Source organism: Pseudomonas sp. RA_35y_Pfl2_P32, assembly GCF_963970735.1.
Taxonomy (GTDB): Bacteria; Pseudomonadota; Gammaproteobacteria; order Pseudomonadales; family Pseudomonadaceae; genus Aquipseudomonas.
This window is the reverse complement of sequence record NZ_CAXAQF010000013.1, coordinates 13,773-35,932: the sequence shown is the minus strand read 5'-3', so window position 1 is coordinate 35,932 and position 22,160 is coordinate 13,773. Positions and strand designations below refer to the sequence as shown.

At 62.4% G+C, this 22,160-nt stretch carries 19 protein-coding genes; 5 read left to right on the top strand and 14 right to left on the bottom strand.

The window, feature by feature from the left end:
- Positions 1-47: 47 nt before the first annotated feature.
- The 13 genes from AACY45_RS14545 to dksA form a co-directional block, all read right to left on the bottom strand.
- A complete protein-coding gene (locus AACY45_RS14545; protein WP_339546118.1) occupies positions 48-1,064 on the bottom strand; it encodes a class I SAM-dependent rRNA methyltransferase in 1,017 nt (338 codons plus the stop codon).
- An 86-nt stretch (positions 1,065-1,150) separates the two neighbouring features.
- Positions 1,151-2,020: an oxygenase MpaB family protein gene (locus tag AACY45_RS14540; RefSeq protein ID WP_339546117.1), complete on the bottom strand. Its 870-nt coding sequence runs from the start codon at positions 2,018-2,020 to the stop codon at positions 1,151-1,153.
- A gap of 54 nt (positions 2,021-2,074) precedes the next feature.
- Positions 2,075-4,012, bottom strand: a complete 1,938-nt coding sequence (acs, locus tag AACY45_RS14535; protein ID WP_339546116.1) for an acetate--CoA ligase — start codon at positions 4,010-4,012, stop codon at positions 2,075-2,077.
- Positions 4,013-4,141: 129 nt separating this feature from the next.
- The gene (gene pgi / locus AACY45_RS14530; RefSeq protein ID WP_339546115.1) at positions 4,142-5,806 is read right to left on the bottom strand and encodes a glucose-6-phosphate isomerase; all 1,665 of its coding nucleotides are present in this window, start codon (positions 5,804-5,806) and stop codon (positions 4,142-4,144) included.
- A 269-nt stretch (positions 5,807-6,075) separates the two neighbouring features.
- Complete coding sequence (panC, locus tag AACY45_RS14525) at positions 6,076-6,936, bottom strand: pantoate--beta-alanine ligase (RefSeq protein ID WP_339546114.1); 861 nt, start codon at positions 6,934-6,936, stop codon at positions 6,076-6,078.
- A complete protein-coding gene (gene panB / locus AACY45_RS14520) occupies positions 6,933-7,733 on the bottom strand; it encodes a 3-methyl-2-oxobutanoate hydroxymethyltransferase (protein ID WP_339546113.1) in 801 nt (266 codons plus the stop codon). The genes panC and panB overlap by 4 nt, the downstream gene beginning before the upstream one ends.
- 245 nt (positions 7,734-7,978) lie before the next feature.
- Entirely contained in the window at positions 7,979-8,467 is a 489-nt protein-coding gene (folK, locus tag AACY45_RS14515) for a 2-amino-4-hydroxy-6-hydroxymethyldihydropteridine diphosphokinase (RefSeq protein ID WP_339546112.1), read from the bottom strand.
- 4 nt (positions 8,468-8,471) lie between these two features.
- Positions 8,472-9,875 carry a polynucleotide adenylyltransferase PcnB gene (locus AACY45_RS14510; RefSeq protein ID WP_339546111.1) on the bottom strand — a complete coding sequence of 468 codons (1,404 nt, stop codon included), beginning with the start codon at positions 9,873-9,875 and terminating at the stop codon, positions 8,472-8,474.
- A 766-nt stretch (positions 9,876-10,641) separates the two neighbouring features.
- The gene (locus AACY45_RS14505; RefSeq protein WP_339546110.1) at positions 10,642-12,078 is read right to left on the bottom strand and encodes a sigma-54-dependent transcriptional regulator; all 1,437 of its coding nucleotides are present in this window, start codon (positions 12,076-12,078) and stop codon (positions 10,642-10,644) included.
- A 22-nt stretch (positions 12,079-12,100) separates the two neighbouring features.
- The gene (locus AACY45_RS14500; protein WP_339546109.1) at positions 12,101-15,055 is read right to left on the bottom strand and encodes a sensor histidine kinase; all 2,955 of its coding nucleotides are present in this window, start codon (positions 15,053-15,055) and stop codon (positions 12,101-12,103) included.
- Entirely contained in the window at positions 15,039-15,215 is a 177-nt protein-coding gene (locus AACY45_RS14495; protein WP_003176118.1) for a hypothetical protein, read from the bottom strand. Before AACY45_RS14495 ends, AACY45_RS14500 begins: the two co-directional genes overlap by 17 nt.
- A 77-nt stretch (positions 15,216-15,292) precedes the next feature.
- Positions 15,293-16,189: a tRNA glutamyl-Q(34) synthetase GluQRS gene (gluQRS, locus tag AACY45_RS14490; protein ID WP_339546108.1), complete on the bottom strand. Its 897-nt coding sequence runs from the start codon at positions 16,187-16,189 to the stop codon at positions 15,293-15,295.
- Between the two features lie 205 nt (positions 16,190-16,394).
- Positions 16,395-16,838 (bottom strand): RNA polymerase-binding protein DksA, encoded by a 444-nt coding sequence (gene dksA, locus AACY45_RS14485; protein WP_095166579.1) that lies wholly within the window; start codon positions 16,836-16,838, stop codon positions 16,395-16,397.
- A 334-nt stretch (positions 16,839-17,172) separates the two neighbouring features.
- On the opposite strand from dksA, the gene AACY45_RS14480 reads away from it, so the two are divergent.
- Both AACY45_RS14480 and sfsA read left to right on the top strand, forming a co-directional pair.
- Positions 17,173-18,345 (top strand): pyridoxal phosphate-dependent aminotransferase, encoded by a 1,173-nt coding sequence (locus AACY45_RS14480; protein WP_339546107.1) that lies wholly within the window; start codon positions 17,173-17,175, stop codon positions 18,343-18,345.
- Positions 18,345-19,058, top strand: coding sequence for a DNA/RNA nuclease SfsA (sfsA, locus tag AACY45_RS14475; RefSeq protein ID WP_339546106.1), 714 nt, complete (start codon positions 18,345-18,347; stop codon positions 19,056-19,058). The genes AACY45_RS14480 and sfsA overlap by 1 nt, the downstream gene beginning before the upstream one ends.
- On the opposite strand, the gene AACY45_RS14470 is transcribed toward sfsA, so the two are convergent.
- On the bottom strand, positions 19,055-19,372 hold the full coding sequence (locus AACY45_RS14470) for a Rieske (2Fe-2S) protein (RefSeq protein ID WP_339546105.1): 318 nt from the start codon (positions 19,370-19,372) through the stop codon (positions 19,055-19,057). The two genes, sfsA and AACY45_RS14470, sit on opposite strands and share 4 nt — an antisense overlap.
- 184 nt (positions 19,373-19,556) lie before the next feature.
- On the opposite strand from AACY45_RS14470, the gene AACY45_RS14465 reads away from it, so the two are divergent.
- Genes AACY45_RS14465 through AACY45_RS14455 form a run of 3 tightly spaced genes read left to right on the top strand, consistent with a single transcriptional unit; the run spans position 19,557 to position 22,158 of the window.
- Positions 19,557-20,357 carry a heme/hemin ABC transporter substrate-binding protein gene (locus tag AACY45_RS14465; RefSeq protein WP_339546104.1) on the top strand — a complete coding sequence of 267 codons (801 nt, stop codon included), beginning with the start codon at positions 19,557-19,559 and terminating at the stop codon, positions 20,355-20,357.
- 50 nt (positions 20,358-20,407) lie between these two features.
- On the top strand, positions 20,408-21,391 hold the full coding sequence (locus AACY45_RS14460; protein ID WP_339546237.1) for a FecCD family ABC transporter permease: 984 nt from the start codon (positions 20,408-20,410) through the stop codon (positions 21,389-21,391).
- Complete coding sequence (locus AACY45_RS14455) at positions 21,391-22,158, top strand: heme ABC transporter ATP-binding protein (protein ID WP_339546103.1); 768 nt, start codon at positions 21,391-21,393, stop codon at positions 22,156-22,158. Before AACY45_RS14460 ends, AACY45_RS14455 begins: the two co-directional genes overlap by 1 nt.
- Positions 22,159-22,160 lie beyond the last annotated feature (2 nt).

The following is a 22,160-nucleotide window of genomic DNA, read 5'->3' as shown; positions in this document are numbered from 1 at the left end:
CGAAGCAATGACCTCGATCAGGATTATTCAGATTCCGGCGCCGTGTCTCAGAGCTGCAGAATCAGGGTTTTGAGGGGGGGGTGCTGATCCATCGAGGGGAAATCGGCGGCCGGCGGCAGTACTGTCCACTCACGCACCGGGCGCCCGGCTTTTTCCGCGCACCGCAGCACCTGCTCACGCCAGTCGTCCATGCTGACCTTCGCCAGGTTGTTGCAACAGATCAGGACGCCATTGTCCGCGGTGCTGAGCAGCGCCGGTTTCAGCAGGCTCTGGTAGTCGCGCAGCAGGTCGACGGTGCCGAACGCGCTTTTCGCCCAGGCCGGCGGGTCGAGCAACACCAGGTCGTACTGGCGCTGTTCCAGGCGTGGGTAGCTGGGAAGCTTTTGCCCGCGGCGCTGGCTGATCGGCAGGCCGGCCAGTTGGCGAATCGCCGGGAAATAGTCGGACTGCACAAATTGCATGCCCGGCAACTGTGGGTTGAGTTGACCATTTTCCCGGCCGACCGCCAGGTTGCCCTCGGCGAAATCCAGGTTGCACACTTCGCGCGCACCACCCGCGGCGGCGCTCAGGCCGACGCCACAGGTGTAGGCGAACAGGTTCAGCACGCTTTTGTTGTGGCTGTGTTGCTTGACCCAGCCACGGGCATTGCGCAGGTCGAGAAACAGCAACGGATCTTGCCCGGCGTGACGCCCGCGCACACGATAGTTCAGCCCCCACTCGTGGCCGACCATGTCCGCCAGTGCGGCCTCTTCGGCGCGGTACACGGTGTCTTCACGGTCGATGCGCGAATTGCCCCGCGAGCGGTCGTTGTAGACCAGCAGGGTGTCGAGGCCCAACTGTTGATTGACCGTGGCGTGCAACGCCAACAGGTCGTCGCGTTCCAGCGCTTGGTGAAAACTCTGCACCAGTAACTTTGGACCGTATCGGTCGACGGTCAGGCCACCGGCGCCTTCCTGGCTGCCATGGAACAGGCGGTAGCAGTCGGTGCCTTGCTGGTGGAGCTTGGCGAGCAAGTCTTGGCGATGATCGAGGGCGGCGCGCAGCGCCTGATTCAAGGAAGACATGCGTAGCGCCTTGCAGGGGGAATGGGGCGCGAGAGTTTAACAGCTATGGGGTTTCTCTGGAGGCGCGAGCACGTTTGCTTGCGTGCCTACAACAGCCCCATACGTCGCTTGGCGCGCTGCACCGAGCCATTGCGCACCGCCCAGCGCAGCATCGGCGCACTGCGGTTGACGCTGGCGCGAATCAGTTTGCGTTGCAGTGGATTCTGGCTGACGTCGAGCATGGCGCTGGCCCAGTCGGGCAGCAGGTCGATCCCGGCTTGCATCATCAGCCCGCCGAAAGGTCTGGCGAGGCGACTGGGGGCGGGCGCGTTCAACAGCAGGCGCAACACTTCCCGACTGCGTTCGTCGCACAGCAGGTGTGGGCGAATCCGTTCCAGGTAGTCGGCGACTTGCTGGCGCGAGCGCGGCACTTCACGGGCGCCCAGGCGCTCGGCGACCAGCGCGATCTCGGCGTAGTAGCGGTCCTGGTCAGCGTCTGAAAGGTGCCGATTGCGGTAGCGCAGGTGAGCGGCGAGAAAGCTGCTGACTTCGGCCACGTGCACCCAGGTCAGCAGGTCCGGGTCGCTGGCGGCGTAGGGGCGGCCATCGGGGGCGGTGCCGACCACTTGCAGGTGGATGGTGCGCACTTTTTCGATCAGCCAGTCGGCATCCTTGCGGGAGCCGAAGGTGGTGCCGGAGATGAACTGCCCGGTGCGGCGCAGGCGTCCGAGCATGTCCTGGCGAAAGTTCGAATGATCCCAGACCCCGGCCAGTGCCAGGGGGTGCAAGGCTTGCAGCATCAAGGCGCTGATGCCACCGATGAGCATGCTGCTGAAGTCCCCGTGGACCTGCCAGCTCACCGAGTCGGGGCCGAACAGCCCGGGATCCCCCTTGGGATGCTCCAGGTCGAGCTTGCCCAGAGACAGTCCGCTCAGGCTCATGATCTGGGTTTCGATGCGGGTACGGATGAATTCCATGGCAACTCATTGGCGACAGCAGAAAAAGGCTGCGGCCCACCGGCCGCAGCGGATTCATTGATTCAGGCGCTTGTCGATCAGCCCCGCGACCACACTCGGGTCAGCCAGGGTCGAGGTGTCGCCGAGGCTGTCGAGTTCATTGCAGGCGATCTTGCGCAAGATGCGTCGCATGATCTTGCCTGAGCGGGTTTTCGGCAAGGCCGGCGCCCACTGGATCAGGTCCGGCTTGGCGAAGCTGCCGATTTCCTTGCTGACATGGGCCAGTAATTGTTGCTTCAGGGCCACGTCTGGCTCGATGCCGTTCATCGGGGTAACGAAGGCGTAGATACCCTGGCCTTTGACGTCATGGGGGTAACCAACCACCGCTGCCTCGGTGATGCTGTCATGCAGCACCAGGGCACTTTCGACTTCGGCGGTGCCGATCCGGTGCCCGGAAACGTTGATCACGTCGTCGATGCGCCCGGTGATCCAGTAATCGCCGTCCTCATCGCGGCGAGCGCCGTCGCCGGTGAAATAGTAGCCGGGGTAGGGCTTGAAGTAGGTATCGACCATTCGCTGCGGGTCGCCGTAGACGCTGCGGATCTGCGCCGGCCAGCTGGATTTGAGCGCCAGCACGCCACTGCCGGGGCCGCTGATTTCCTGGCCTTGCTCATCAAGCAGCACCGGCTGTACACCGAACATTGGTTGTGTGGCGCAACCGGGTTTGATCCGTTGTGCGCTGACCAGCGGGCTGAGCATGATGCCGCCGGTTTCGGTCTGCCACCAGGTGTCGACGATCGGGCAGCGTTGTTCGCCGACGGCATTGAAATACCATTCCCAGGCTTGCGGGTTGATCGGTTCGCCGACGCTGCCCAGCAGGCGCAGGCTGCTGCGCGAGCTGTCCTGCAAGGGACCGGCGCCTTCACGCATCAAGGCGCGCAAGGCAGTGGGGGCGGTGTAGAAGATGTTGACCTGGTGCTTGTCGATGACGTGCCAGAAGCGCGAGCTGTTGGGGTAGTTGGGCACGCCCTCGAAGATCAGGGTGGTCGCGCCGTTGGCCAGCGGGCCATAGACGATATAGCTGTGGCCGGTGACCCAGCCGACGTCGGCGGTGCACCAGAATACTTCGCCGTCTTGGTAGTCGAGTACGTACTTGAAGGTCATCGCCGCTTGCAGCAGATAACCACCGGTGGTGTGCAGTACGCCCTTGGGTTTGCCGGTGCTGCCGGAGGTGTAGAGGATGAACAGCGGGTCCTCGGCGTCCATCGGCTGCGGTGCGCACTGCTCGCTGGCATCGTCAACGGCCTGGTGATACCAGAGGTCGCGGCCTTCGAGCCAATTGACCGGGCCTTGGGTGCGCTGGACCACGATCACTGTGCTGACCGCCGGGCAACTGAGCAGGGCCTGGTCGACGTTGTGTTTGAGCGGCACGCTTTTGCCGCCGCGCACGCCTTCATTGGCGGTGATGACTGTGCGGCAGTCGGCATCGAGGATGCGGTCGCGCAGCGAGTCCGGGGAAAAACCGCCGAACACCACCGAATGCACGGCACCGATGCGCGAGCAAGCGAGCATCGCGTAGGCGGCTTCAGGGATCATCGGCATGTAGATGCACACCCGGTCGCCTTTTTTCACGCCGCGGCTTTTCAGCACATTGGCCAGGCGGCAGACGTGGTGATGCAGTTGCTGGTAGGTGATCTGTTGCGAATCGGCGGGATTGTCGCCTTCCCAGATGATCGCGGTCTGTTGACTGCGTGTGGCCAGGTGACGGTCGATGCAGTTGTAGCTGACGTTGAGCTGGCCGCCGGCGAACCATTGGGCCTTGCCCGTCTTGATGTCGCAGTGCTGGACGCTCTGCCAGGGGTGGGACCAGTCAAGAAACTGCCTGGCCTGCTCGGCCCAGAAGCTGTCGGGATGGTCGATGGATTGACGGTACAGGCGCTGATAGTCGTCCTGACTCAATTGCCCAGCCCGGCGGACGGCATCGGCTTTGGGGAACGTGCTGATATCGAACATGACGGTTCCTTACTCTTGTCTTGGCCACAAGAGATAAAGATGCGCCGAGTGATCAGTGGGTTCAAGTCATGGGCTAAAACGACTGTGGGAGCAGGCTCGCTCCCACAGGGGTAGCAGTGTGGCTTCAGATCAACCGCGGTGACGCCCGCGGAAGTAGTTGATCAAACCCTGGGTCGAGGCATCGTCAGCAGGGGCCTCTTCGCTGCCCACCAGGCGGTTGTAGACGCCTTTGCCCAGTTCCTTGCCCAGCTCCACGCCCCATTGGTCGAACGCGTTGATGCCCCAGATCACGCTCTGCACGAAGACCTTGTGTTCGTACATCGCCACCAGTGCGCCGAGGCGACGTGGGCTGATGCGTTCGACCACCAGGGTGTTGCTCGGACGGTTGCCCGGGATCACCTTGTGCGGCGCGAGTTTCTCGATCTGCTCTTCGCTCATGCCCTTGTCACGCAGCTCGGCTTGCGCTTCGCCCAGGGTCTTGCCGAGCATCAGCGCCTGGCTTTGCGACAGGCAGTTGGCGTACAGCCACTGATGGTGGTCTGCCACCGGGTTGAAGCTGACGATCGGCACGATGAAGTCGGCCGGGATCAACTGGGTGCCCTGGTGCAGCAACTGGTGGTAGGCGTGCTGACCGTTGCAACCTACGCCGCCCCAGATGACCGGACCGGTATCGGTGGACACGGGCGTGCCGTCCTGGCGCACGCTCTTGCCGTTGGATTCCATGTCCAGTTGCTGCAGGTGCTTGGTGATGTTGCGCAGGTAGTGGTCGTACGGCAGGATCGCGTGGCTCTGTGCGCCCCAGAAATTGCCGTACCACACGCCCAGCAGGGCCAGCAGCACCGGCATGTTCTGTTCGAATGGCGCGCTCTGGAAGTGCTGGTCCATGGTGTAGGCACCGGACAGCAGCTCTTTGAAGTTGGACATGCCGATCGCCAGGGCAATCGGCAGGCCGATGGCCGACCACAGCGAGTAACGACCGCCGACCCAGTCCCACATCGGGAAGATGTTTTCTTCGCGAATGCCGAAGGCCACGGCGGCCGCGTTGTTGCTCGAAACCGCGATGAAGTGGCGATACAGCTCGGCTTCCGAGCCACCCTGGGCCAGGTACCAGGCGCGAGCGGCCTGGGCGTTTTTCAGGGTTTCCAGGGTGTTGAAGGATTTCGACGAAACGATGAACAGCGTGGTCTCGGCGCGCAGCTTCAGGGCCAGTTCGTGGAACTCACTGCCGTCGATGTTCGCCAGGTAGTGGCAGCGTACGCCTTTCTGGGCGTAGGACAGCAGGGCTTCGGAGACCAGCTCCGGGCCGAGGAACGAGCCGCCGATGCCGATGTTCACCACGTCGGTGATCGGCTTTTCGGTGTAGCCGCGCCACAGGCCGTCGTGGATACGCCCGACCATGTCGGTGATCTGATTCAGTACCTTGTGCACTTCCGGCATCACATTGACGCCGTTGACCGACAGCTTGTCGCCCACGGGGCGACGCAGGGCGGTGTGCAGTGCCGGGCGGCCTTCGGAGGCGTTGACGATTTCGCCGCTGAACAGGGCCTTGATGGCGTCCTGCAGGCCGGCCTCGTTCGCCAGGCCCACCAGCAGGTTGCGTGTTTGCTCGTTGATCAGGTTTTTCGAATAGTCGAGGAACAGCCCACAGCTGCTCAGGGTGAACTGGGTGAAACGCTGCGGGTCGGCATTGAACGCTTCACGCATGCTGAAATCCTGCATGGCTTGGCGGTGATCATTCAGCGCCTGCCAGGCTGGCAGAGCGGTAACGTCTTGAGGGGTGCGGTAGTACGCCATCGCTGCGGGTTTCCTTTTACTTGAACTGCCTTTAGGACACTAAAAAGCCCGGAACATCCTGCCGGGCGGCAGAGATTATCCGGTAAAACTACGTAGACACGATAAAAAAACGCAGGCTGATAACAGTAAACCTTGAGGGGGGCATCTGTCTTGGCTTTGTGGTGAGCGAGCATGCTCGCGATGAGGCCGTCAGATCCAACATTGGATTGACTGACATGCCGTCATCGCGAGCACGCTGTGCTCCTGGTCCGGGGAGGGAGGGGCGGGGTTCAGGCGGGTGTATCGAGGTTCAGGTGCAGGTTGTCGATCAGGCGGGTGGTGCCGAGGAAGGCGGCCACCAGGATTACCAGGTCGCGATCTTCAGGGGTCGCCGGGCGCAGGGTCTGCGCGTGGCGAATCTCCAGGTAGTCAGGACGCAATCCCGCCGCTTCAAGTTGCTGGATCTGCGTCTGGAGCAACGCCGGATAATCGCGCCGGCCCTGCTCGATGGCGTCGGCAATGCCCTTCAAGGTGCGATACACCACCGGTGCCACGGCCCGTTGTTGCTCATTGAGGAAGCCGTTGCGCGACGACAGGGCCAGGCCATCGGCGGCGCGTACGGTCGGCTCGCCAATGATCTGGATCGGCATGTTCAGGTCATGCACCAGTGCGCGGATCACCGCCAGTTGCTGGAAGTCTTTCTGGCCGAACACGGCGAGGTCGGGCTGGACCATGTTGAACAGCTTGCTGACCACCGTTGCCACGCCTTCGAAATGCCCGGGACGGCTGGCGCCGCACAGGCCTTCTGCCAGGTGCGGGACGCTGACGCGGGTCTGGCCGGCCATGCCGTCGGGGTACATCTCCTCGACGGTCGGCGCGAACAACAGGTGGCAACCGGCTTGCAGCAGTTGTTCCTGATCGGCGGCCAGGGTCCGCGGGTACTTATCCAGGTCTTCGCCCGCGCCGAACTGCAGTGGGTTGACGAAAATACTCGCTACCACGAAATCCACCCGCTGGGCCGCCTTGGTGACCAGGGCCATGTGGCCGCTGTGCAGGTTGCCCATGGTTGGTACGAAGCCGATGCGCTTGCCTTCGCTGCGGGCGCGGGCGACCGCGGCCCGCAGTTCACGTACGGTCTTGACGGTGTTCATGCAGAAAACCCGTGTTCGGCGCCGGGGAAAGTCACAGCTTTGACTTGCGTGACGTAAGCACTGAGAGCTGCGTGGATGCTTTCTTGGCCGGCCATGAAGTTCTTCACGAACTTGGGCGCACGGCCGGTGAGCGACAGGCCGAGCATGTCGTGCAGGACCAGTACCTGGCCGTCGGTACCGCTGCCGGCACCAATCCCGATCACCGGGATCTTCACCGCCTGGGAGATTTCCAGGGCCAGTTCACTCGGCACACATTCGAGCAGCAGCATCGAGGCGCCTGCCTGTTCCAGGGCAATGGCGTCGGCACGCATCTGCCGTGCCTGGTTCTCGTTGCGACCCTGGACCTTATAGCCGCCCAGGATGTTCACGGCCTGGGGTGTCAGGCCCATGTGCGCGCACACTGGAACGCCGCGCTCGGCGAGCAGGCGAATCGATTCGGCCAGCCACAGTGCGCCTTCGACCTTGACCATGTGCGCGCCGGCCTGCATCAGTTGGGCACTGTTGATCATGGTTTGCTCGATCGTGGCATTGGCCATGAACGGCAGGTCGGCGAGGATCAGCGCATCGGTGTTGCCGCGCTTGACGCACGCCACGTGGTACGCCATCTCGGCCGTCGTGACGGGCAGGGTGCTGTCATGGCCTTGCAACACCATGCCAAGGGAGTCGCCCACCAGTAACACTTCAACACCGGCCTCATTGCAGGCGTGGGCAAAAGTGGCGTCGTAGCAGGTCAGCATGGTGATTTTTTCACCGTTTTGCTTGAGGGACTGCAGGGTGGTGAGAGTAATAGCTGGCATGAAAAGGATCCTCGTTCAGGCGCTTGGGAAACTACTGCGAGTAACGCGCGTGATTCTTCATGGACTCAGGCGCACGCTCTTTTGTCGTGCTTGAAAGGCCTGGATTGCGCCCTTGGTGCCGGGTTGGCGGCAGCGGGACGCCTATAGTCGTGATGAGAACTCGGGAAGTCAATTGGATGTGTTACCGCCTGTGTGTTACCGGCGTTACTGATGCGATTCAGCAGTGTGCTGAATGCTCTGTAGGATTAATCGCCAACGGGCAGGCGGTCCAGGCCGACAAACGGGCAGGCCGCCAGCAGGTCGCTCAAGCGCCGACCGTCTGCCAGCTCTAACGGGGCTGGGGCCAGCTCAGCCAGGGGGTAGAGTACGAATGCCCGCTCCTGCATCTGGTAGTGGGGGACCTTGAGGCGAGGCTCGTCGATGATCCGGTCACCGAACAACAGGATGTCCAGGTCGAGGGTGCGCGGGCCCCAGCGCTCAAGGCGCTCGCGGCCCTGCTGGTTTTCGATGGCTTGCAGCGCATCGAGCAGTTCAAGGGGCGCAAGGGCACTCTCCAGCGCCGCTACGGCGTTGGTGTAGCGAGGCTGGCCCGGTAGCAGGGAATCGCTTTGATAGAAGGTCGAGACGCCAATCAGGCGGGTCTTGGGCAACTGCGTCAACGCCTGTACAGCGTTACGCAGTTGCTCTTGCGGGGCGGCGAGGTTGCTGCCCATGCCGATGTAGATGCGCTCCATCGACTTATTCGCCTGACGCGCTCGTGCTGTCAGCGGCACGTTTGCGCTTGGCACCACCGGTACGGCGACGTTTGCGGGGGGCTGCGCCAGCACCGTCATCCTTGCCGCTGAGGTCACGGATCATGTCGCGGCGCTCGCTGTCGTTGGCGTCCTGATAGTCCGTCCACCACTCGCCCAGGCCGTTGGTCTGTTCGCCCGCGCTTTCGCGCAACAGCAGGAAGTCATAGCCGGCACGGAAGCGCGGGTTGTCCAGCAGCAGGTCGGCCCGTTTGCCGCTGCGACGGGGCAGGCGCTCCTGCATATCCCAGATCTCGCGGATCGGCATGGTGAAACGTTTGGGAATGGCAATCCGTTGGCACTGCTCGGCGATCAGCTCGTGAGCGGCTTCCTGCATGGCCGGGATCGGCGGCATGCCACGGTCCTGCAAACGCAGGACTCGGGCGGGCAGCGCGGGCCACAACAGGGCGGCGAACAGGAAGGCCGGGGTCACCGGCTTGTTCTGCTTGATCCGCAGGTCGGTGTTGATCAGCGCTTCGCTGATCAGGGTGTGGGTGTAGGTCGGATTGTGCTCCAGTGCGTCGGCGCTGGCCGGGAACAATGGATCGAACAATTGCAGGTCGACCAGCATTTCAAAGGTGTCAGCCGCATGCCCCGAGAGGAACAGCTTCAACACTTCTTCGAACAGGCGCGCCGACGGAATTTCCCGCAGCATGGGGGCCAGGTCGCGGATTGGCGCGGCGGTGTGCTTCTCGATACCGAAGTTCAGCTTGGCGGCAAAACGCACCGCACGCAGCATGCGTACCGGATCTTCCTGGTAACGCTGGGTCGGATCGCCGATCAGGCGGATCAGGTGGTTGCGGATATCGTGTACGCCGTTGGCGTAGTCGAGGATGCGCTCACTGACCGGATCGTAGTACAGGGCATTGATGGTGAAGTCGCGACGTTGCGCGTCCTCTTCCAGGGTGCCGTAGACGTTGTCGCGCAGAATGCGCCCGCTTTCGTTACGCGAGGACTGATTGCTGTCTTCCTCTTCGTCGTTTTGCGGGTGATTGGCGCGGAAGGTCGCCACTTCAATGATTTCGCGGCCAAAGTGGATGTGCACCAACTTGAAGCGACGGCCAATGATGCGCGCGTTACGAAACTCGGCGCGAACCTGTTCTGGCGTGGCGCTGGTGGCGACGTCGAAATCTTTGGGTGTGATGCCGAGCAACATGTCACGCACACAGCCACCGACCAGGTAAGCCTGGTAACCGGCGTTCTGCAGGCGTTCGACGATATTCACTGCGTAACGGCTGAATTGGCCCTTTTGCAGCGAATGTTGGCCGCTGTTGAGCACTTCAGGCGTGCTGCGAATGTGTTGCGTATGACGCTTGGGAGAACGGAATGACTGGAACAGCTTCTTCAGCATGGGATGCACTGTTTGAAGGAATGTTCGGCCATAACCAAGAATGACCGCATGATGGGCGGGGATTCTAGCATTTAGTCGAGGGATGGTGTAGGAAGCTGCGCGCATCTGTATAGCAGCTGTCGCGCCATGTGAGGCAGCGTTCGGCGACGAAGCGATCGTTAAAGGCGGGGATTGCACAGTGTCAGGGGGCTGAACGCCAGAAACTACAAGGGGAGCCGAAGCTCCCCAAGAAGTAGTTGCGTGCTCTATTTTTATTATGGGTTTCGGGCTTCTTGTTTTTGTGTCGCGCCCACGTCATGAGGTTTTCCCTGCATGACCCTCCCAATCGGGAGCCAAGAGCAAACGGATTGCTTTGATCGCTGTGTTGCAATGATCTATCGATCCAACCAGTTCAGGCTCTGCCTTAGGGCAGTTTTTGTTGTTCTCGGCCTGGTTGTGGGGCAAGCCCCAAATACAACGCCTCTCCAAAAGAATCAGTTAGCTACGCCTCTCGCCGTCTTGTTTTTATTGTGCGTGAGTCGATTCGTCTTATTTTTATTGTCTTGTGCATTGCTTGTTATTGTTCTTGTACCAAACATATAGCAGAAGCCGTGCCAACTTTTTCGATCCCCAGCAAAACAAGGGGTTAGCCCGGCAGAGGGCGTTATTCGAGGCAAAAAAAAGCCGGGGCTTCGTTACCTTAAGCCCCGGCTTTTGTTACGAAAAAAGCTGCGGTAACAGTTTTTTCACATGTTGAGCTGTTACCTGCACAGTCGACAGGTAACGTTCAGCCCTCGCTCGTTACCCCGGTCTTGCGCCGTGGGATGCCCAGGCGTTGGCGGCGTTCCCACAGGCATTTACGGCTGACCCCAAGCTTGCGGGCCAGTTCGGTTTCCGTCATGTGGTCCTGGTGTTCGAGGACGAAGTGCTGGAAGTAGTCTTCCAGGGACAGGTCTTCGGTGGGCTCATGGCTGGCGTTGCTGGTGCTGCCCTGATGCGGTGCCAGGCCAATGAATTCGTCTTCTTCCAGGTCACTGAGCTCGATGTCGATGCCCAGCAGCTCGGCAGAGATTTCCGGGCTCTCGCACAGGATCACCGCGCGTTCGACGGCGTTTTCCAGTTCGCGCACGTTGCCTGGCCAACTGTAATGACGAATCGCCTGCTCGGCGTCAGGGGCGAACTTCAGGTCGGTGCGATTGACCCGCGCGCTTTGCCTTGCGAGGAAGGCATTGGCGATTTCGTTGACGTCGGCACCGCGTTCGCGCAACGCCGGCAGTTTCAGGGCTATCACGTGCAGGCGGTAGTACAGGTCTTCACGGAACTGGCCGATTTTCGCCAGGCTCTTGAGGTCGCGGTGAGTGGCCGCGATCAGGCGCACGTCGACTTTTTGCGACTGCACCGAGCCGACACGGCGGATCTCGCCTTCCTGCAGCACGCGCAGTAAACGCGCCTGGGCTTCGAGTGGCAGTTCGCCGATTTCGTCGAGGAACAGGGTTCCGCCATCCGCCGCTTCCACCAGGCCAGCACGTCCGGCGCTGGCACCGGTAAAGGCGCCTTTCTCGTGGCCGAACAGTTCGGACTCGATCAGGCTTTCCGGAATGGCCGCGCAGTTCACCGAGATCATCGGTGCCTTGGCGCGCTTGGACAGGTTGTGCAGGGCCCGCGCCACCAACTCCTTGCCGGTCCCGGATTCACCCTGGATCAGCACATTGGAATCGGTCGGTGCGACTTTGCGGATCTTGCCGTAGAGGTCCTGCATCGGTGGACAGGAGCCAATGATGCCGATTTCGCCGTTGCTGTTGTCCACCCCCGGCTTGTCGCTGCCATTGGCGGCCTTGCCGGCCGGTCGCTCACTGGGGGTGCTCTGTGCCGTCTGTCGGTCACGCAGAATGCGCGCGACGGCCTGGAGCATTTCGTCGTGGTCGAAAGGCTTGGCGATGTAGTCCACCGCGCCCATCTTCATCGAGTCCACCGCCGAGCGCAGGCTGGCGTAGCTGGTCATGATCAGCACCGGCGTGCCCTGGCCGAGCTTGATCAGTTCAGTCCCCGGGGCGCCGGGCAGGCGCAGGTCGCTGACAATCAGGTCGAACGTGGGAATGCTGAAGCGTTCTTGTGCTTCCTGCACTGAACCGGCTTCGCTGACCTGGTACTGGTTACGTTCCAGCAGGCGGCGCAAGGCGGAGCGGATAATGGTTTCGTCTTCGACGATCAAAATGTGCGGCATTGATTCGATTCTCTCGACGGTCTCAGTTCACAGCGGACGTCGCTTCGACATGACGCGGTAAGGTCACCCGAATACGGGTGCCGCGTTGGCTTTGGATGTCAGCCGGGCTGTCGATGGTGATTTGTCCATAATGCTCTTCAACGATGGAATAGACCAGTGCAAGGCCCAGACCGGTGCCTTCGCCAGGATCCTTGGTGGTAAAGAAAGGTTCGAACAATCGGTCCTTGATGTTCGCGGGGATGCCACTGCCTTCGTCTTCCACGATCAGATCGACCGTGTGTTCGCTGGCTTCGCTTTTTACCCGCACCGCACTGCCGGCCGGTGTTGCATCGCGGGCGTTGGACAGCAGGTTGATCAGGACCTGGGCAAGCCGCTGCGGATCACCCACGACCCAGTGCTCGGGATCGCACAGGTTGAAGAACTGCACTTCGAAGTTGCGCCGGTTCAGCGCCAACAGACCAATGGCATCCTGCGCGACTTCGGCCAGGCACACCGGTTCGTCATTTTGCTGGTGGCTGCCGGCATGGGCAAAGCTCATCAGCGACTGCACGATGCGTGACACCCGTTTGGTCTGCTCGAGAATCTGCCCGCTGATTTCCGTCAGTTCGCCATCTTCTTCCCGCTCTTCGCGCAGGTTCTGCGCCAGGCAGGCGATGCCGGTGATGGGGTTGCCAATTTCATGGGCCACGCCGGCCGCCAGACGGCCAATGCTCGCCAGGCGTTCGGAGTGCACCAGTTTGTCTTCAAGCATCTGGGTTTCGGTCAGGTCCTCGACCAGCAACACCAGGCCACTGTTACCCGGCGCCAGCGGTTCGTCGATGGCCGCCTTGTGCAGGTTCAGCCAGCGGGTCTGGCCATCGAGGGCCAGGTGCTGCTTGTGCAAGTGTTCGTCGGGCAGGTTGATGAAGCCTTGTAGCAGTTCTTTCCACGGCTCGCCCAGGGTGCTCAGGCGTGAGCCCACCACGCGCTGCGCGGCGATGCCGGTCAGCTCTTCCATGGCTTTGTTCCACATGAGGATTTCCTGGTCCTTGGCCAGCGAGCAGACACCCATCGGCAATTCCTGCAGGGTCTGGCGGTGATAGCGGCGCAGGGCGTCGAGTTCGGCAGCAAGGCCGGTGAGGCGCGAGTGATAGTCCTCGAGACGGCTCTCGATGAAGTGAATGTCTTCGGTGACATAGTTTTCGCCGCCGGCCTTGTATGGCAGGAAGGTCTCGACCATGTCTTGGGCTACGCTGGGGCCCATCAGGCCGGAGAGGTTGGCTTCGATGCGGTCGCGCAGGCGGCGCAGGGCATAGGGCCGACGTTCATCGAACGGCAGATAGAGATCGCGCAGGGCTTGCTCGACTTCCTTTTGCGCGGCTTTGGCGCCCAGTGGCTTGGCCAGTTGGGTGGCGAATTCCTGGGGAGAGGCGGCATGCAGCTCACGCCGTTGCGGGCGTCGCACGTTGTCCACGGCGCAGGCTTCGGCGGCGCTGGCTTCCTCGGTGCTGGCGTTGGTGAACAACGAGATCAGGGTGAACATCAGGACGTTGGCCGCCAGTGACGCGATGGCCGCCATGTGCCAACTGGTGTCGTCGAGTACGTAGATCATGTTCAGCAAAGGGATATAGAACCCCTGCAGATTGCCCACCAGCGGCAGCAGCATGGTTACCAGCCAGACCAGGATGCCCGCCAGCAACCCGGCGATGAAGCCGCGCCGGTTGGCGGTCGGCCAGTACAGCACCGACAAAACCCCCGGCAGGAACTGCAAGGTGGCGACAAAGGCCACGATGCCCAGGTTGGCCAGGTCCTGCTCGGCGCCCAGCAGCAGGTAGAAACCATAACCGGCCATGATGATTGCGACGATCAGCGCGCGGCGGGTCCATTTCAGCCAGCGGTAGATGTTGCCTTCGGCGGGCGGCTGGTACAGCGGCAGCACCAGGTGGTTCAGGGCCATCCCGGACAGGGCCAGGGTGGTGACGATGATCAGGCCGCTGGCGGCGGACAGCCCGCCGATGTAGGCCAGCAGGGCCAGGGCCTTGCTGTTGGCGGCGATGCCGATCCCGAGGGTGAAGTATTCCGGGTTGGTGGTGGCGCCCAGTTTCAGCCCGGCCCAGAGAATCAGCGGCACGGCCAGGCTCATCAGCAGCAGGAACAGCGGCAGGCCCCAGCTGGCACTGACCAGGGAGCGCGGGTTGAGGTTTTCGGTGAAGGTCATGTGGTACATGTGCGGCATCACGATCGCCGAGGCGAAGAACACCAGCAGCAGCGTGCGCCATGGACCTTCCTGCAGCGGCGTGTGCAGGGCGGCGAGGGCGGTCTGGTTCTGCAGCAGCCACAGTTCAAGCTGTTGTGGACCGTCGAACACGCCGTACAGGGCATAGAGGCCGACGCCGCCAATGGCGATCAGCTTGATGACTGACTCAAAGGCAATGGCGAACACCAGGCCCTCGTGTTTCTCCCGGGTGGCGATGTGTCGCGAGCCGAAGAAGATTGTGAACAGGGTGATCAGCGCGCAGAAGCTCAGCGCCACGCGATGCTGCACCGGCTCGCGGGTGAGGATACCGATGGAGTCGGCCACGGCCTGGATCTGCAGGGCCAATAACGGCAACACGCCGATCAGCATGAAAATAGTGGTCAGCGCGCCGGCCCAGGTACTGCGGAAGCGAAAGGCAAACAGGTCGGCCAGGGACGACAACTGATAGGTGCGGGTGATCTTCAGGATCGGGTACAGCAGCACCGGTGCCAGCAGGAAGGCCCCGGACACCCCCAGGTAGCTGGACAGGAACCCATAGCCGTACTGATAGGCCAGGCCGACGGTGCCGTAGAACGCCCAGGCGCTGGCGTAGACCCCAAGCGACAGGGTGTAGGTCAGCGGGTGGCGAATGATCGCCCGCGGGATCATTCCACGTTCGCTGATCCAGGCAACGCCGAACAGCACCGCCAGGTAGGCGGCGCTGATCAGGATCATCTGGGTCAGGCTAAAGCTCATCGGCATCTTTTTGGCTCTGCAGGATGAAGGTCACGACGATCAGGATCAGCCACAGCAGATACGGGCGATACCAGGCGCCAGTGGCGTCGATCCACCAGTCCATGATGGCGGGGGAGAACAGATAGATCCCCACTACCAGTAGCAGGACCAAGCGATAGATGTACATCCCGGCCTCTCTTTATAGTGGACGTGCCCGAAAACGTGCGGCGATGGTAACGGATGGGCGCCAACCTGCAAGCTTAGTCAGCGTAATAACGCTTCGGGCAGGGTCAGCGTGCGCGGGATCAGCGTCGCGTCCCAGTGGGCGCTGCCCCATTTGAGTACTTCGGCCGGTAGCGCCTCGTCCAGTTCGCCAGGCGGCATTTGCCCCAGGGCCCGCAATGCGCGCAGCAGCAAGGGCGTGGCCTGGTCAGCGCGCAGTGGTGGCGAGCGGTAGGATTTTCCGAGCTTGTTGCCATCGGGCTGGGTGATCAGGGGCAGGTGCAGGTAACGCGGTTGGCGCAGGCCGAGCAGCTCCTGCAGGTACAACTGGCGCGGGGTGGAGTCCAGCAGATCGGCACCGCGCACGATGTCGGTGATGCCTTGCCAGGCGTCGTCGAGCACCACCGCCAATTGATAGGCGTAGAGCCCGTCGCGGCGACGTATCACAAAATCGCCGACCTCGCGGCCCAGGTGCTGGCGGTATTCGCCTTGCACGCGGTCGGTGAAGTGGTATTCGAGCTCGGGCACGCGCAGGCGAATCGCCGCATTGTCGCTGCCGTGGCCCGCATTTCGGCACAGCCCTGGATAAATGCCGTGATACGGCTCCAATTGTTTGCGCGAGCACGTGCAGGCGTAAGCCAGGCCGTGATTGAACAGACGGTTGAGCACTTCGGCGTAGGCCTCGTGTCGTTCGCTCTGGCGGACCATTTCGCCGTCCCACTCGAAACCGTAACTTTCCAGCGCCTTGAGAATCGCCACCTGGGCGCCGGGCTCTTCCCGGGGCGGGTCAAGGTCTTCCATGCGCAGCAGCCAGCGCCCTCCGACCGAGCGGGCGTCGAGGTAGGAGGCCAGGGCGGCGACCAGCGAGCCGAAGTGCAGGTGGCCACTGGGCGTGGGGGCGAAGCGCCCGATGTAGTCGGGGGAGGTGATGCTGGTCATGAGGGCATTGTTACTGGGTCGGGCTGGCGAAAATCACACTGTAGAAGCGAGCTTGCTCGCGAAAAACGTCTGAACACCGCGTGCCTTCAACCAGTGCGCGTTATCGTTGTCGTTCTTCGCGAGCAAGTTCGCTCCTACACAGAATTCAGAATTCAGAAACAAAAACGGAGCGTTCGCACGCTCCGTTTTTGTTTCAAGTCGAGGTTTATTTGCCGACTTGCTTTTCCTTGATTTCCGCAAGGGTCTTGCAGTCGACGCACATGTCGGCGGTAGGACGCGCCTCGAGACGGCGAATGCCGATCTCGACGCCGCACGACTCGCACCAACCGTATTCTTCGTCTTCGATCAGTTGCAGGGTCTTGTCGATTTTCTTGATCAGCTTGCGCTCGCGGTCGCGGGCGCGCAGTTCGAGGCTGAATTCTTCTTCCTGGCTGGCACGGTCGGCCGGGTCGGGGAAGTTGGCCGCTTCGTCTTTCATGTGGTCAACCGTACGGTCGACTTCCTGCATCAAGTCCTGTTTCCACTTGTTCAGGATCTTGGTGAAGTGAGCGCGCATGGGCTTGCCCATGTACTCCTCGCCCTTGGATTCAACGTAGGGTTCGAAGCCGCTGATCGACTGATTTGCCTGTTGCTTTGCTTGGGTGGGCATGAAATGGACCGCCTCTACTCTTGTAATCCATTGCGCAGGATTGCTCCATCACCGACACCTGCCGGCCCTGCGGCTGCAAGCGGGCGAACTTACCAGATCAAATCAGGCCGCGCTACTCCCTCATGTCGAGGCTGCGGCCCGTAAGGCTTGCAAAGGGTTGCAAAGCCTGGTCTGGCGGCTCTGGAGACCTGATCAAATATTGATTTTAGTCAATCTTGCGCCTCGCGTATGGCTCTATGACACATGAACCTTGGTCGTGTGACCGCATTAGCTTCTCGCTCGTTCCTGGCCTTGGGTAGAATCGTTTCTTTTTTACCCCGTTGAAGGAAGGCTAATGGCTCAGTCCTACAGTGCGCGCAGCCGCGCTATCGAACCTTTCCACGTCATGGCCCTGCTGGCGCGCGCCAACGAGCTGCAAGCCGCCGGGCACGACGTCATCCACTTGGAAATCGGCGAACCGGACTTCACCACTGCCGAACCGATCATCCAGGCTGGCCAGGCGGCGCTGACGGCGGGTAAAACCCGTTACACCGCGGCGCGCGGCATCCCCGAGTTGCGTGAAGCCATCAGTGGCTTCTATGGGCAACGCTACGGCTTGAACATCGATCCGCAACGCATCCTGATCACTCCCGGTGGTTCCGGCGCGCTGTTGCTGGCCAGTGCCTTGCTGGTGGACCCGGGCAAACACTGGTTGCTGGCTGACCCCGGCTATCCGTGCAACCGCCACTTCCTGCGGTTGGTGGAGGGCGCAGCACAACTGGTGCCCGTAGGGCCGGAGGTGCGTTACCAACTGACCCCGGACCTGGTGCAGCGTTATTGGGACCAGGACAGCGTCGGCGCACTGGTGGCATCCCCCGCCAACCCCACCGGGACCATTCTGACCCGCGACGAACTGGCGGGCCTGTCGACGGCGATCAAGGGGCGCAACGGTCATCTGGTGGTGGACGAGATCTATCATGGCCTGACCTACGGCACTGATGCCGCCAGCGTGCTGGAAGTGGACGACAGTGCCTTTGTCCTCAATAGTTTTTCCAAATATTTCGGCATGACCGGCTGGCGCCTGGGCTGGCTGGTGGCGCCGCAAGGGGCGGTCAGCGAGTTGGAGAAGCTGGCCCAGAACCTCTATATCAGCGCGCCGAGCATGGCCCAGTACGCGGCATTGGCCTGTTTCGAGCCTGAAACCTTGAGCATTCTGGAAGAGCGCCGCGCCGAGTTCGGCCGGCGCCGCGATTTCCTCCTGCCGGCGTTGCGTGAGCTGGGCTTCGGCATCGCGGTAGAGCCGGAGGGCGCGTTCTATCTGTATGCGGACATCAGCGCCTTTGGCGGCGATGCCTTTGCGTTCTGCCGGCATTTTCTGGAAACCGAACACATCGCCTTTACCCCGGGGCTGGACTTCGGTCGGCACCAGGCCGGGCATCACGTGCGGTTTGCCTACACCCAGAGCCTGCCGCGGTTGCAGGAAGCGGTGGAGCGGATTGCCCGTGGCTTGCGGAGCTGGCAAGGCTGATGCGCTTCGACCCTCCCCTTGAAGAAGGTCGGTTGATCCGACGATACAAGCGTTTTCTCGCCGATATCGAAACCGTTACCGGCGAGATGCTCACCATTCACTGCCCTAACACCGGCTCGATGTTCAATTGCATGGTCGAGGGCGGGCAGGTGTGGTTCAGCCGTTCCAACGACCCCAAGCGCAAATTGCCCGGCACCTGGGAAATCAGCGAAACCCCGCAAGGGCGCCTGGCGTGCGTCAACACGGCGCGGGCCAACCCGTTGATCGAGGAAGCGCTGCGCGCCGGGTTGATCAGCGAGCTGGCCGGCTTTACCGGGCTCAAGCGGGAAGTGCCGTACGGGCAGGAAAACAGCCGGATCGATTTCCGTCTGGATTACCCCCACGGACCGGCTTTCGTCGAAGTCAAAAGTGTCACCTTGGGGTTCGACGGTTCGGCTGTCGCGGCCTTTCCTGATGCGGTGACTCAGCGCGGTGCCAAGCACTTGCGGGAGTTGGCGTGCCTGGCCCAGGACGGGGTTCGCGCGGTGCAGTTGTATTGCGTGAACCTGACCGGGATTGAGGCGGTGCGCCCGGCAGTGGAGATCGATCCGGGCTACGCCGCCGCCCTGGCGGAGGCCAAAGCGTCCGGGGTTGAAGTGTTGGCCTATGGCGTCAGCCTGACCGCCGAGGAAATCAGGGTCGATCGGCGTCTTCAGGTGCTGCTCGGCGTTTAGCCTTGGACCCAGATGCCTTGGGCGTCTTCGCGGCACTTCAGGGCCTTGAGGGATTGGCCGGCGCAGGGCCCGGCCACGCATTCACCGCTCTCGATCAGGAACAGTGCGCCGTGGGTAGCGCACTGGATCAGGCTGGCGCTGGGGTCGAGGAACTGGTCCGGCTGCCATTCCAGGCCGACGCCGCGGTGCGGGCAACAGTTCTGGTAGGCGTAGACCCGGCCCTCGCGGCGTACGGCAAAGACTTTTTGCCCGGCGATCTCGAAACCACGGCTGCTGGCATCGACCAGTTCGGCGCTGGTGCAAAGAAACTTCATGACTGTCCTCAGGTGCCGAAGACGTGGGTCTCGGGCGGTTATGGGCGGCGTACGCGGGTTAGCAGATATGTCTGTGCTTGACGTGCAAATGCTAACAATTATCAAATGCCGGCTTCGCCCGCGAAGGTACGTTAGCCAAAGCGCCTGGGATTGTGCGGGAAAACGCCTGAAAGGAAACCCTGTTATGCGCCTGAGTACCCGCGCTATTGCGCTCTGTGTCGGACTTCTGGTTACCCAAGGGGCCGCCGCAGCCCAATTGCCGCAACGCTGGGTCAGTGCCGGGGGCGCGCTGTCGGAGTGGGTCAGTGCCTTGGGCGCGCAAGCCAAGCTGGTGGGCGTGGACACCACCAGCCAGCACCCGGAGTCGCTCAAGGCCTTGCCGAGTATCGGTTATCAGCGCCAGCTATCGGCGGAAGGCATTCTGAGCCTGCGTCCGCAGATTCTGATCGGCACCGAAGAAATGGGCCCGCCGCCAGTGTTGTCGCAGATTCGCAGTGCCGGGGTCCAGGTTGAACTGTTCTCGGCCCAACCGGACCTGCCCACCCTGCAGAACAATTTGCAGCACCTGGGGCGTTTGTTGGGTAGTGAGGCCCAGGCCACGGCCCTGTTCGAGGGTTATCAACAGCAACTTGCGCAGCAGCAGGTCTGGGTCCGCCAGGCCCAGGCCAGCGCCAAGGCACCGGGTGTGCTGCTGTTGCTCGGACACGCCGGGGGCAAGCCGTTTTCGGTGGAGTCGCTGGCGGGATTGGCGCCGGATGTCCTGGTGTTCTCGGACCGGGCGCTGGCCGGCGATGCGGCACGTGCGGCGTTGTTCAAGCAAAACCCAATCCTCGCCACGACGCCAGCGGCCAAGGTCGGTCGCGTTCTGGAGCTGGACCCGACGCTGCTGGTTGGCGGGCTGGGACCGCGTTTGCCGCAAAGCCTGGTGAAGTTATCCGCCGGGTTCTATCCAGCTGAATCCGCCAAGGCCACCGCTGCCCAATGAGCACTTTGGTAAAGCCGCGTTCATTGTTCATTGGCCTGGGCCTGCTGTGCGTGCTGGCGATCTGGTTGTCCCTGGCTCTGGGCCCTGTCAGCTTGCCGTTGCTGGACACCTTGCGGGCGGCCCTGCGTATGCTCGGGCTGCCGATTGCCGGGGATGGCCTGGAGCAGGCCGAGCTGATTCTCGGGCAGATCCGTTTGCCGCGCACCCTGCTCGGGCTGGCAGTGGGTGGCGTCCTGGCCTTGTCCGGGGTGGCGATGCAGGGGCTGTTCCGCAACCCGCTGGCGGATCCGGGGTTGGTGGGGGTTTCCAGTGGCGCGGCCCTCGGCGCGGCTATCGCAATTGTCGGTGGTTCGCTGTTCGGCGGTTTGCCTGAGGCCATCGCTCCGTACCTGCTGTCGATCTGCGCCTTCCTCGGCGGCCTGGGGGTGACGGCGCTGGTTTATCGTCTGGGCCGGCGCAACGGCCAGACTAATGTCGCGACCATGTTGCTGGCGGGTATCGCCCTGACGGCCCTGGCTGGTTCGGCGGTGGGCTTGTTCACCTATTTGGCCGACGATGCGACCCTGCGTACCCTGACGTTCTGGAACCTGGGCAGTCTCAATGGCGCCAGCTATGCGCGCCTGTGGCCCTTGCTGCTGGTGACGGCCGTGGTGGCGCTGTGGTTGCCGCGCCGGGCCAAGGCATTGAATGCACTGCTGCTTGGCGAATCCGAGGCCAGTCACCTGGGGATCAACGTCGAGCGGCTCAAACGCGAACTGGTGTTCTGCACTGCTTTGGGGGTTGGCGCGGCTGTCGCGGCGGCGGGAATGATCGGCTTTGTCGGGCTGGTGGTGCCGCATCTGGTGCGGTTGTTGGCCGGGCCCGATCATCGGGTGCTGTTGCCAGCCTCGATCCTGGCGGGTGCCAGCCTGTTGCTGCTGGCCGACCTGGTGGCGCGCCTGGCCCTGGCGCCGGCGGAGTTGCCAATCGGCATTGTCACCGCGTTCATCGGCGCACCGTTCTTTCTGTTTCTGTTGTTGCGAGGTCGTGCCTGATGCTGCGAGTGGAAAACCTGCAGATCCGCCGAGGCGGCAACATTGTCCTGGCGGACATCGACCTTGCGCTCAACCCCGGCGAAGTCCTGGGCGTGCTGGGCCCTAACGGCGCGGGTAAAAGCACCTTGCTCGCAGCCTTGTGTGGGGAGCTGCGCGCCGATCATGGACACGTCTGGCTGGACCAATGCCCCTTGAGTGAGTGGGAGGGCGCCAGCCGTGCGCAACGCCTGGCCGTGCTGCCGCAGAGTTCGACCCTGGATTTTGCCTTCCGCGTCGAAGAGGTGGTCGGCATGGGCCGGTTGCCGCATCAGACCGGGCGCCAGCGAGATGACGAGATTGTCGCGGCCGCCTTGCAGGCCGCCGACGTTGGCCACTTGAGCGGTCGCAGCTACACCGCACTGTCGGGGGGGGAGCGCCAGCGGGTGCACCTGGCGCGGGTGCTGGCGCAACTGTGGCCGGGTGAGGCGGGGCAGACCTTGCTGCTTGACGAGCCGACCTCGATGCTCGACCCCTTGCATCAACACACCACGTTGCAGGCGGTGCGCCAGTTTGCCGATCGCGGTGCGGCGGTGCTGGTGATCCTGCACGACTTGAATCTGGCGGCGCGCTACTGTGACCGCATCCTGCTGCTGGAAAACGGTCGCCCCCGTGCGCTCGACACCCCGCAACAGGTGTTGCGCCCCGATTCGCTCAAAGCGGTGTTCGGCCTGGAGGTGCTGGTACAGCCGCACCCGGAGCGTGGCCATCCGCTGATCATTGCCCGTTGAGG